The organism is Polaromonas sp. (assembly GCF_039930745.1).
In the GTDB taxonomy this organism is placed as follows: domain Bacteria; phylum Pseudomonadota; class Gammaproteobacteria; order Burkholderiales; family Burkholderiaceae_C; genus Polaromonas.
Genome location: NZ_JBDTTH010000009.1, coordinates 85,103 through 95,117, shown reverse-complemented (window position 1 = coordinate 95,117; position 10,015 = coordinate 85,103). Strand labels below are relative to the sequence as shown.

Genomic DNA, 10,015 nt, shown 5'->3' with positions numbered 1-10,015 from the left:
GGTCAGGATCTGTTCCATGTTTTTCTGCGCGACTTCAGGCTTCCAGCCATCTGTATATTCCTCGCCCACGATCTTGATGTCGCCTTTCTTGACGGCGGCACCAATGATTTCCTGCTGGCCTTCACGCAAGAAATTGGCATTGGGGTCAGTGGGGGAGCCCTTGATCATCACGTAGTTGCCCTTGGGCTTGGCCTTGAACACGGCTCGGGCCTGCATGCGGCCGACTTCCTTGTTGTCAAAGGTGATGTAGAACACGCCAGGCGCCTCAATCAGGCGGTCGTAGGCGATGACAGGCACTTTTTGCTTGTTGGCCTTGTTCACGGCCGGCAGGATGGCGTCCTTGTCCATGGCCAGCACGATCAGGACCTTGGCACCCTTGGCCATCAGCCCGTCAATGTCCGCCAGCTGTTTTTCGGGAGAACCTGCGGCATCCGCACTGATGTATTTGGCACCCAGCTTTTCAAGCTGCGTCTTGATGGCGGCCTCGTCGGTTTTCCAGCGTTCTTCCTGGAAGTTGGACCAGCTGACGCCAACCGTCACCTGTGCGAATGCGCCAGCAGCGGCCAGGCTGAGTGCCATTGCAGTAAGGGAAGTTTTTAGTTTCATGGATGTCTCCGATGGTTCTGCCTAAAGTCAGGCATGTGGTTTTGAAAAGCTCGGTTTAATTCCGGTCATCGTCCTGCTGCCAACGCGGCAACTGAGAATTAGTTTGGACGACGCACTAATTATGTTGACCCGAAAAATTCTGCGCGTAGGGACAAACCCCAGCATCGGGGGCCTTGCTGGAAATTTGGATAATTTCTGTAACGCCAGGTTCTCGCCCGATGTCGCCGGGGCGGTTATCTCGTCCGGGTGCTTGCTCCCGAAGCTGGGTGGGTTGCTATATATGTGATAGCAATGGATTCAATATGGAATTGGTCTTTCAGAGCCATTTCTTTTTTATGCCGAAATTTTCTATCGTCATACGATGCTATGGTTCGCCCTAGTGGCCAGGGCCGCCCAATTGTTCTAGAGTGACCGCGGAACTGCTCTCGGACGCCCTGTTCGCAGGCAGCTCGCTGCAAAAAGATGCTTGCTTGGCAAGCCCTCGACCTTATCCACAGTCCCTCCAAGGAGACACTCATGCCCGCTTCTTCACGCCGTTCATTTGTCACGCGCGCCGCAGCAACCCTGGCGGGTCTGGTGTTGATGGCTGCGGCCCTTCCGGTGACTGCGCAGGGTTATCCGGCACGGCCTGTCACCCTGATCGTGCCCTGGGGGGCCGGCGGTGGCACCGATGCCACGGCCCGCATCATTGCCAGCCTGCTGGAAAAAGAGATCGGCCAGCCCGTTACGGTGGTCAACCGCACCGGCGGCAGCGGTGTCGTGGGGCACTCGGCAATTGCCAGTGCAGCGGCCGATGGCTACACCATCGGCATGGCAACGGTGGAGATCGGCATGATGCACTGGCAGGGTTTGACCGAGCTCACCGGCGCTTCCTATACGCCGCTGGGGTTGGTCAACGCCGACCCGGCCGGTGTGCAGGTGCGTGCCGACGCGCCCTACAAAACAATCAACGATCTGCTGGCGGCCATCAAGGCCAACCCCGGCAAGTTCAAGGCCTCGGGCACGGGGCAGGGCGGCATCTGGCACCTGGCCATTGCCGGCCTCCTGCGCGACCAGAAAATTGATCCTGCGGCCTTGCCCTGGGTGCCCAGCAACGGCGCGGCGCCGGGTCTGCAGGACATGATTGCCGGCGGTGTGGAAGTGGCTCCTGTCTCGCTGCCCGAATCGCGTTCGCTGATTGACGCGGGCAAGGTCAAAAGCCTGGCCATCATGAATGACAAATCTTCCGCGCTTTACCCGAATGTGCCGACGCTCAAATCGGCCATTGGCAGCGACTGGACCATGGCCGCCTGGCGCGGCATCGTCGCGCCCAAGGGCATTCCCGCAGAGGCGCGCGACAAGCTCAGCACCGCCCTCAAGAAAATTGCCGCCAGCAAGGAATACAACGAGTTCATGGCCAAGCAGGGCTATGGGGTGATTTATGCCGGCCCTGACGATTTTGCAAAATTCATGGCCAAGTCTGATGCCGAACTTGGGGCCACCATGAAGGCCGTGGGCATCGCCAAGTAGTAGATAGCAAAACCGCGCATGAAACTCAACGACGCCGTCTTCGGCGTATTGCTGCTGGCGCTGGGCGCCACGATTCTGTTCGTCGTGCAGGCGTTCCCGAAGATACCGGGGCAGCAGGTGGGGCCGGCACTGTTTCCGGGCCTGATTGCCGCCGGGCTGTGTGTGGGCGGCTTGATCCTGCTGGTGCGCGGCTGGCGCGAGCGTGCCTCGGTGCCGTGGCTGGTGCTGCAGGACTGGACACGCTCGCCGCGCCATCTGCTGGCGTTTGCGGTGCTGACAGGCGCCATTGTGTTTTACATGCTGGTGTCCCAGAAGCTGGGCTTCCTGTTGAGCTCTGCCATCATTCTGTCGGCTTTGTTTTATGTGCTGCGGGTCCCTCTGGGCAAGTCCGTGGGAGTTGCCGTGCTGGCCACGCTGGTGATTCACTTCGCCTTCTACAAGCTGCTGCGTGTGCCACTGCCCTGGGGCGTGCTGCAGGGCTACGCCTGGTAGACACCCTTGACATCCAGGACCCACCGGGGAGCTGACGCGCCATGACCGCTGTTGGACAGGCTTTTTTCATGGTTTTCGAGCCCTATACCCTGATGGTGATGGTGCTTGCCGCGCTGTACGGGCTTTTTGTGGGCGCGGTGCCGGGCCTGACGGCCACCATGGCTATCGCGCTGCTGGTGCCTGTGACTTTTTTCATGGCGCCGATTCCGGCCATCGCTGCCATCGTGACGGCCACCGCCATGGCCATTTTTTCGGGCGACATTCCCGGCTGCCTGCTGCGCATTCCCGGTACGCCCGCGTCAGCGGCCTATGCCGACGAAGCCTTCGCCATGACCAGAAAAGGCCAGGCCGAAACGGCCCTCGGTGCCGGCCTGGTGTTCTCGGCGGTGGGCGGATTGTTCGGCACGCTGGTGCTGATCGTTGCCGCTCCCGCGTTGGCGGAGTTCGCCACCCGGTTCAGCTCCTTCGAGTATTTCTGGTTGGTGCTGCTGGGCCTGACCTGCGCGGTGTTCATCACTTCGGATCGGCCCGTCAAAGGCCTGATCACCCTGTTTCTTGGCTTGCTGGTGGCCTGCGTGGGCTTGGGCAACCCGGCCGGCTTTCCGCGCTTTACTTTCGGCAACACCGAAATGATGGGCGGCATCGGCATGATCTCCATGATGATTGGCATGTTTGCGATCTCTGAGCTCATCCGCTTTGTGGTGGACACCAGCCCGCCGCCTGAACTGGTGGTCGAGAAAGTGGGCAATGTGCTGGCCGGGCAGTGGGCGCTGGCAAAAAAATACCCAAAGCAGATTCTGCGCGGCAGCGTGCTGGGCACGGCGGTGGGTGCGCTGCCGGGCGCTGGCGCCGACATTGCGGCGTGGATGTCGTATGCCATGAGCAAGAAGTTCTCGAAAGAGCCCGAAAAGTTCGGCACCGGCCATGTCGAAGGCATCGTGGAGTCGGGCGCCGCCAACAACAGCGCCCTGGCCGGCGCCTGGATTCCGGCGCTGGTGTTCGGCATTCCGGGTGACTCGATCACAGCCATCGTGATCGGTGTGCTCTACATGAAAAACATGAACCCCGGCCCGTCGCTGTTCACCACCAATCCACAAAACATCTACGCGGTGTTCCTGCTTTTCATCGTCGCCAACATCATCATGGTGCCCATGGGCATCTTGTGCATCAAGGTGGCCAGGCGCATCCTCAGAGTGCCGCGTAACCTGCTGATGCCCATCATCCTGATGTTCTGCATCGTCGGCACTTTTGCCATCAACAACTCGCTGTTTGAAGTCGGCGTGATGCTGGTCGCGGGCGTGATCGCCTATGTGCTCGAGGAAAACCGGTTTCCAATCGCGCCGGCCATTCTGGGCGTGGTGCTGGGCGGCATGCTGGAGGAAAACTTCATCACCTCCATGATCAAGTCCGACGGCAACCTGCTGGCTTTTGTGGGTCGGCCCATTGCCGCCACACTCGCCGCAGTCACTCTCCTGGTGTGGTTCACGCCCATCGCCATGGGCTGGCTGCGGCGCCGCAACGCAGCTGTGCCGGCCTGAACTGCCTGCGTCAGCCGATAGCTGCGGGCTCTGGCACGCCCAGCTTTGCGGCCCACGGCCTTAGCGCCGGCAGGATGGACGGGTAAAGCGCCACGCCCGAGCGGCTTTGTTCGCCGGCCAGCGCCACACCTTTTTCGCCCGGCGTCCTGACGGCTGTGGCCGCTTTTGCCGGAGGCATGCGTCGGTGATATGGCCGGTCTGCCGCGTGAAGGCATCCAGCCCTGCGAAGGCGCGCGGGTCGATGATCTGCAAAAACACCGTGGCGCCCCAGCCCTCTTTGGCATCAGCGCGTCCGTGGCCCGCCAGACCGCCGGTGAGGGCTTCCATCAACAGCGTGAGGCCGTAACCCTTGTGCCCCGAGTCCATGCCGCCCAGCGGCAGAATGGTGCCGTTGGGTTCCTTGAACAACACGGCGGGGTCGTCGCCTGCCACGCCATGGCCATCCATCACCCAGGCCGCCGGCAGGCGGCCGCCTTCCTTGTGCAGGCGGTTGGTCAGGCCGTTGGTTGTGGCAGAGGTAGACACGTCCATCAGAACAGGAATGTCATTGGTGGGGATGCCCGCGGCAATCGGGTTGGGTGTGAACGCGGCATCGAGTCCGCCGAAAGGTGCCACGCTGGCAGTGTTGGGGTCGGAGCAGGTCAGCAGCATCAGCAAACCCTGGTCAGTGGCGCGCTGAAGATACGCCGCCAGGCAGGCAATGTGATGGCTGCGGCGGATGACCACTGTGCAGGTTCCTTGGGTGCGGGCGCGTTGCGCCGCGATCTCCATGGCGCGAAGGACCAGCCACGGCCCCGGTAGCCGCAGACCGTCCCAGGTGAGGGCAGCAGGGTGGTCAGCCACCACGCCGGGCTCGCCCTGCTTGCGCATGGCGCCGGATTCAAGTTCGGCAAGGTAACCCGGCAGCAGCGCCAGGCCATGGGTGCTGTGGCCCATGAGGTCTCCCTGAACAAGGATGCCGGCGACGGCCCCGGCCTTGTGCATCCAGGCCGGCGGCGCCCAGCAGTGCTGTGGCGTAGTTGGTCAGGTCGTTGTGCTTGTAGCGCATGGTGTGTCTCCCGTTTTGCTATTTATTTGATAGCTTATTGCGCCCGCCACATATGGGCTGGGACCTTGTTTTATTCATATTTCGCGTACAGGATGCTCCGGGCAAAACTGATTCTAGGGACACTCGGGCCAGGCCGCACAAGAAAAAACCGGCACAAGGCCGGCTTTTCCTTTACCCAAAGGCCACCAGCACTCGGTACGCCCCCGACACTGGGACACCGGGGTCTCAATTGACGCGGCGCTCGATAACGATTTCCTCGACTTCCACGCGGCGGTTGGGCGCCAAGCATTTGATAAGGTCGGCGCGCTGGCGGTCGTTGCAGCTCACCACCGGGTTGGTTTCGCCCCGGCCGACGGCTGTCAAGCGGTCGGCGCTGACGCCCTTGCCGGTCAGGTAGGCCTTGACCGCATCGGCACGGCGCTGCGAAAGCCGCTGGTTGTAGGCCTCCGAACCCAGGCGGTCGGTGTAGCCGGTCACGGTGATGTTGCCGTTGTATTGCCCGGCGCTGAGCACTCGCGCGATGTCATCAAGCTTGGGCTGCGGCCCCGCCAGCACGGCGCTGTCGAAAGCGAAAAGCTCCGTCGCCGACAGGGTCACGCGTTCGAACCGCGCTGGAGGAGGAGGTGGCGGCGGGGGCGGTGACGTCTCGGGCGCAACTGCTGGTGCTGGGGGGGTGTACTGTGCCATCTGAGGCCGCACCGGCTTGTCAAAGTAATAACTCAGGCCGAAATTGAGCGAGTTGCTGTGGGTGCGGTCAACCCCGAACGTGTTGTCGCGCTGGAAGGCACGGCTGCGGCGCAGGTCTGTCTGCAGGAACCACTGATCGGACAGCGCGAGCTGGAAACCCACACCCAGGTTGACGTAGGGCGAGGTGTGGCTCGCCGTCGGCAGTTTGTTGCGCTCGGCCCCTATGCCGGCAAGCAGGAAGGGACGAAAACCGCTGCGATTGATAAGGTAAAGGGCATCCACCCCCAGAGCGGATTGCTCGTAGCGAATGCCGTTGTTGGTGACCCGCCCGGTGGTCCCGCCAAGCTGCAGGTCCCACGAGGGCGATATCGCCTTGCCGAAACGCAGGCCCAGCGAACCGAAATTCTTGCTTCCGGCAAAGCGGGAGTCCGGATCAATCACACTGATGCTGGGCATGATGTACCACGACGGGTTGTCGGTAATCACCGTCGGCGTCTGGGCCATAAGCAGCGACGGCGCCATGCTGACCAGGACCGCTGCAGCAGCGAAGATGTTTCTTACGCAAGTAACTTTCATGGGGGGTGTCCTTCAAGAAGCAATGGATGGAATGTTTCGCTTGCAGCGAGCCGCCGCGCGCGTAACGAAGCATTGCTTCTGTTGCAAGGGCGTTGCTTAAGTTTCTTGCGCATGATGGTGTGGGACACCTCCTAACACCTTTGGCTGCAGCACCGACAGCTGCAAGCCCCATAAAAAAGCCCCGCACGCGGCGGGGCCAGGCAGGCGCCGAAGCAGGCCTTAAGAAGGGTCTTTGGTGCGCGTGCGGCTGACAGCGCTGAAAATCCCGATGCCCAGGATCACCAGCGCACCGATGCCGATATAGACATGGGGAATGCCGGCTTCAAACGCGCCCCAGACCAAGCCGGCCAGAAAAATCGCGAAGCCAACCATATAAAGTGCAAAAGACATGTCTTCCTCCTGAAGTGGAGGGGCCAGTATCGGCAGCGATGCATGTCGCACCTATCGGGCACTGGCTCTTGCTCTTGTCGGAGAAAGCCGCTTGTCGGCAGAAAAAACGTCAATCATGAAAAAGTTCTAAAAATAATTTCAACATGAGGTATTTGGTAGTCTTTTTTGTCATTTATCACAGAAGTAGACACTCAAATTGCTGTGTATCAGAAGATGACAACCTGTAACTAAAAGCATACGATGTTTGTGTTGGCCAAGTGGCATGCAGGCTTTGTCAACAAGCAATAAGCCCAAAGGAATTTGGCAACAGGGTTGGCATACGTCGTTCAAAGAGATATTTACGCCATGTCTTTTTTTCAAAACCTTTTTTCTTCTTCTTCGCACAGTCAGAAGGAGAGCGATCCGGGAGAAACCGGGCCCGTCAAGATGAGCCTGGACGAACGGATGGCATTTCGCCGCGAAATGCTTTTTGACTCCGTCCAAACCACGATGGAGGGCCGGGGCATTCTGAGCGGAAGCTACAAGTTCAAAGTCGTACGCGCCGACAGACGTGGCCACAGCTTCGTGGTGATGGTGGACCTGTCCACGGACTTCATGGACGGCGAGCAAGGCAGCCAGCGGGCACTGGCCGCCCTGGGCACCACCATCGGAAAAAACGCCCTGGCCCGTTATGCGCTGGGTGTGTCAGCTGTTTACTGGCGCGTTAACGAAGAACTCCGGGGCTTTGACCCCCAGCGTGCCGAGGCTGCGGCGGGGCCGGACAGCGGTACGCTGACACCTGAGTCAAAGCGAGTCGCGAATGTGCGCCGTTATGAACGCGCCACCGCGCAGGAGCTGGCCGCCTTTGAGTCCGCTTGGCAAAACAGCAGCGAGATGACCATCGGTGACCGTACCTACTCGTCCGACCTCGCGCCGCTGACCGGTCCGGACAGCAAAGACAGCCGCTAGCGGGTCCGCCGGGTGAACGCGCCCGCAGCAGCGCGGGCAGGATAATGACGGTCTGTTCACTGACCGGCTTGATCCGATGCCTTTTTTCTTCCTGCGTCTGCAGCCCTTGCTTCGCGCCTGCTCCTTCGGCCCTGCATCGAAAGCACCGGCATGACCGGGCCGGCCCGCGTCCACTGGACTGAAGGCGAAGAGAGCCGTTCTGCGCGCTGGCGTTCTGAAAGCGGCGCAGCCCCACCCCGCAGGGTGCAGGTGGCCAACGACACGCTGACGGCCGACGCCGCCTTTCGACTCGCCAGCGAGGGCACGGCCATCCTGTGGCGTGGTGATTTCCAGAATGCGCGGCAACTGCTGCAAGCCCTGGCCAGGCGCATCGACAAACCCAAAAAAGAAAAAAAGGCCAAGCCTGGTGCGTCCACCATCTCGCCGGTGGACGCGTTCAACCTGCATCGGCAGGCCCAGTCGCAGCGCGCACGCACGCTGGCCATGCTGGTGATGGAGTTTAACGGTGCACACCACGTCACCCTGCGGCGAGCGCCGGAGGTGTCGCGGGCCTGCAGCGAAGCCTATGGCCCGGGCGATGCGACACAGGGCACCTATGTCACCTCGCTGCGCGAACTGCTGGGTCTGATCAGCGCGCACGAATGGCGCAAGAAAGGGGTGGAGTTGGCCGCGTTGGGCGGTGAGCGCATTCACCCGCACTACGGCGTGTTTGCTCCGGTGCGCGGCGAATACCTGGCCCTGGTGGCCGAAGCGCCGCTGCCGCCTGCGCTGGCCTCCGGCAGCCTGGCTTTTGACATCGGCACCGGCACGGGTGTACTTGCGGCCATCCTCGCGCGCCGGGGTGTGCAGCAGGTGCTTGCGACGGACCAGGACCCGCGCGCGCTGGCTTGCGCGCGCGAGAACCTGGCACGGCTCGGGCTGGCAACGCGTGTCGAGTTGCAGCAGGTGGATTTGTTTCCGCCTGGGCGCGCACCGCTGGTGGTCTGCAACCCGCCCTGGGTTCCGGCGCGGCCCAGCTCGCCGCTCGAGCATGCGGTCTATGACCCGGACAGCCGCATGCTGCGTGGCTTCCTGCAAGGGCTGGCCGCGCACCTGGTGCCCGGCGGGGAAGGCTGGCTCATCCTGTCGGACCTGGCCGAACACCTGGGCCTGCGCCCGCGCGGCGAGCTGATGGCGTGGATAGACGCTGCCGGTTTGCACGTGCTTTCCCGCGTGGACACCCGGCCACAACATCCCAAGGCCGGCGATGCAAGCGATGCGCTGCATGCCGCGCGTGCGGCTGAAGTCACCTCGCTCTGGCGCCTGGCGGCTGCTGCGTCGCTCTGAATATGCTATAAAAAGAATAGCTGCTGGCGCTTTATGGGAAAGGGCTAGCAGCTATTTTGATGGGTAAACGCTGTTTCCGCTGTTTCAAAAGGAAAATTCCATGCCTTATGAATTGCATTACTGGCCAACGATCCAGGGCCGCGGGGAATTTGTTCGCCTGGCGCTGGAGGCGGCCGGTGCCAGCTACCTTGACGTGGCGCGCGGCCCCGAAAGCAAAGGGCAGGGCGAGGGGCCGATGATGCATTACCTCAAGAGCCCGCAGGTACAACACCCGCCGTTTGCGCCACCCTTCCTGGTCGACGGCAAGCTCATCGTTGGCCAGACCGCGGCAATCCTGCTCTACCTCGGGCCTCGCCTGGGCCTGGTCGGCAAAAGCGAGGCGAAGCGTTTGTGGACGCACCAGCTGCAGCTGACCCTTGCCGATGCCGTGGCGGAGGTGCACGAGACCCACCACCCGATTGCCACCGGCCTGTATTACGAAGACCAGAAGAAAGAGGCGGCCAAGCGGGCGAAGGCCTTCCGTGAACAGCGCATCCCCAAATTCCTTGCCTGGTTTGAAAACGTGCTTGCGCGCAACCCATCGGGGCCGGCGCATCTGGTGGGCGCGCGCCTGAGTTATGCCGACCTGTCGCTGTTCCAGCTGGTCGAGGGCCTGCTGTATGCATTCCCCACGGCGGCGCGGCGCACACTGAAGCGGGCGCCGCATGTCACTGGCATGCACGCCCGCATTGCACAGCACCGACGCGTGGCGAGCTACCTCGCGAGCGAGCGGCGTATCCCCTTCAACGAAGACGGAATCTTCCGGCGATATCCCGAGCTGGACGCCTGAAACAGCGTACGGCGTCTTCTCCTACATGCCGGTTTGTCCTCGCCTGACCACAGGCCCTGTGATGCC

At 61.8% G+C, this 10,015-nt stretch carries 10 protein-coding genes; 6 read left to right on the top strand and 4 right to left on the bottom strand.

Annotation, left to right across the window (positions count from 1 at the left end; translation table 11 throughout):
* A partial coding sequence (locus tag ABI660_RS05575) for a substrate-binding domain-containing protein (protein ID WP_348065792.1) occupies positions 1 to 606 on the bottom strand: 606 nt, incomplete at its 3' end.
* A 516-nt stretch (positions 607 to 1,122) separates the two neighbouring features.
* On the opposite strand from ABI660_RS05575, the gene ABI660_RS05570 reads away from it, so the two are divergent.
* Genes ABI660_RS05570 through ABI660_RS05560 form a run of 3 tightly spaced genes read left to right on the top strand, consistent with a single transcriptional unit; the run spans position 1,123 to position 4,145 of the window.
* Complete coding sequence (locus ABI660_RS05570) at positions 1,123 to 2,115, top strand: tripartite tricarboxylate transporter substrate binding protein (RefSeq protein WP_348065790.1); 993 nt, start codon at positions 1,123 to 1,125, stop codon at positions 2,113 to 2,115.
* Positions 2,116 to 2,133: 18 nt separating this feature from the next.
* A complete protein-coding gene (locus ABI660_RS05565; protein ID WP_348065788.1) occupies positions 2,134 to 2,607 on the top strand; it encodes a tripartite tricarboxylate transporter TctB family protein in 474 nt (157 codons plus the stop codon).
* 41 nt (positions 2,608 to 2,648) lie between these two features.
* Positions 2,649 to 4,145: a tripartite tricarboxylate transporter permease gene (locus ABI660_RS05560; protein WP_348065786.1), complete on the top strand. Its 1,497-nt coding sequence runs from the start codon at positions 2,649 to 2,651 to the stop codon at positions 4,143 to 4,145.
* Positions 4,146 to 4,205: 60 nt separating this feature from the next.
* Here the strand turns inward: ABI660_RS05560 and ABI660_RS05555 are convergent, their stop codons facing one another.
* From ABI660_RS05555 to ABI660_RS05545, 3 genes are all read right to left on the bottom strand, one after another.
* Positions 4,206 to 5,081 carry an Ldh family oxidoreductase gene (locus ABI660_RS05555; RefSeq protein ID WP_348065784.1) on the bottom strand — a complete coding sequence of 292 codons (876 nt, stop codon included), beginning with the start codon at positions 5,079 to 5,081 and terminating at the stop codon, positions 4,206 to 4,208.
* A gap of 337 nt (positions 5,082 to 5,418) precedes the next feature.
* Entirely contained in the window at positions 5,419 to 6,456 is a 1,038-nt protein-coding gene (locus ABI660_RS05550; RefSeq protein ID WP_348065782.1) for an OmpA family protein, read from the bottom strand.
* A 219-nt stretch (positions 6,457 to 6,675) separates the two neighbouring features.
* Positions 6,676 to 6,846, bottom strand: coding sequence for a hypothetical protein (locus ABI660_RS05545; RefSeq protein ID WP_348065780.1), 171 nt, complete (start codon positions 6,844 to 6,846; stop codon positions 6,676 to 6,678).
* Positions 6,847 to 7,191: 345 nt separating this feature from the next.
* On the opposite strand from ABI660_RS05545, the gene ABI660_RS05540 reads away from it, so the two are divergent.
* From ABI660_RS05540 to ABI660_RS05530, 3 genes are all read left to right on the top strand, one after another.
* On the top strand, positions 7,192 to 7,794 hold the full coding sequence (locus ABI660_RS05540) for a hypothetical protein (RefSeq protein WP_348065778.1): 603 nt from the start codon (positions 7,192 to 7,194) through the stop codon (positions 7,792 to 7,794).
* A 150-nt stretch (positions 7,795 to 7,944) separates the two neighbouring features.
* On the top strand, positions 7,945 to 9,120 hold the full coding sequence (locus tag ABI660_RS05535; protein ID WP_348065776.1) for a class I SAM-dependent methyltransferase: 1,176 nt from the start codon (positions 7,945 to 7,947) through the stop codon (positions 9,118 to 9,120).
* A gap of 100 nt (positions 9,121 to 9,220) precedes the next feature.
* Complete coding sequence (locus ABI660_RS05530; protein WP_348065774.1) at positions 9,221 to 9,949, top strand: glutathione S-transferase; 729 nt, start codon at positions 9,221 to 9,223, stop codon at positions 9,947 to 9,949.
* Positions 9,950 to 10,015: the final 66 nt, after the last annotated feature.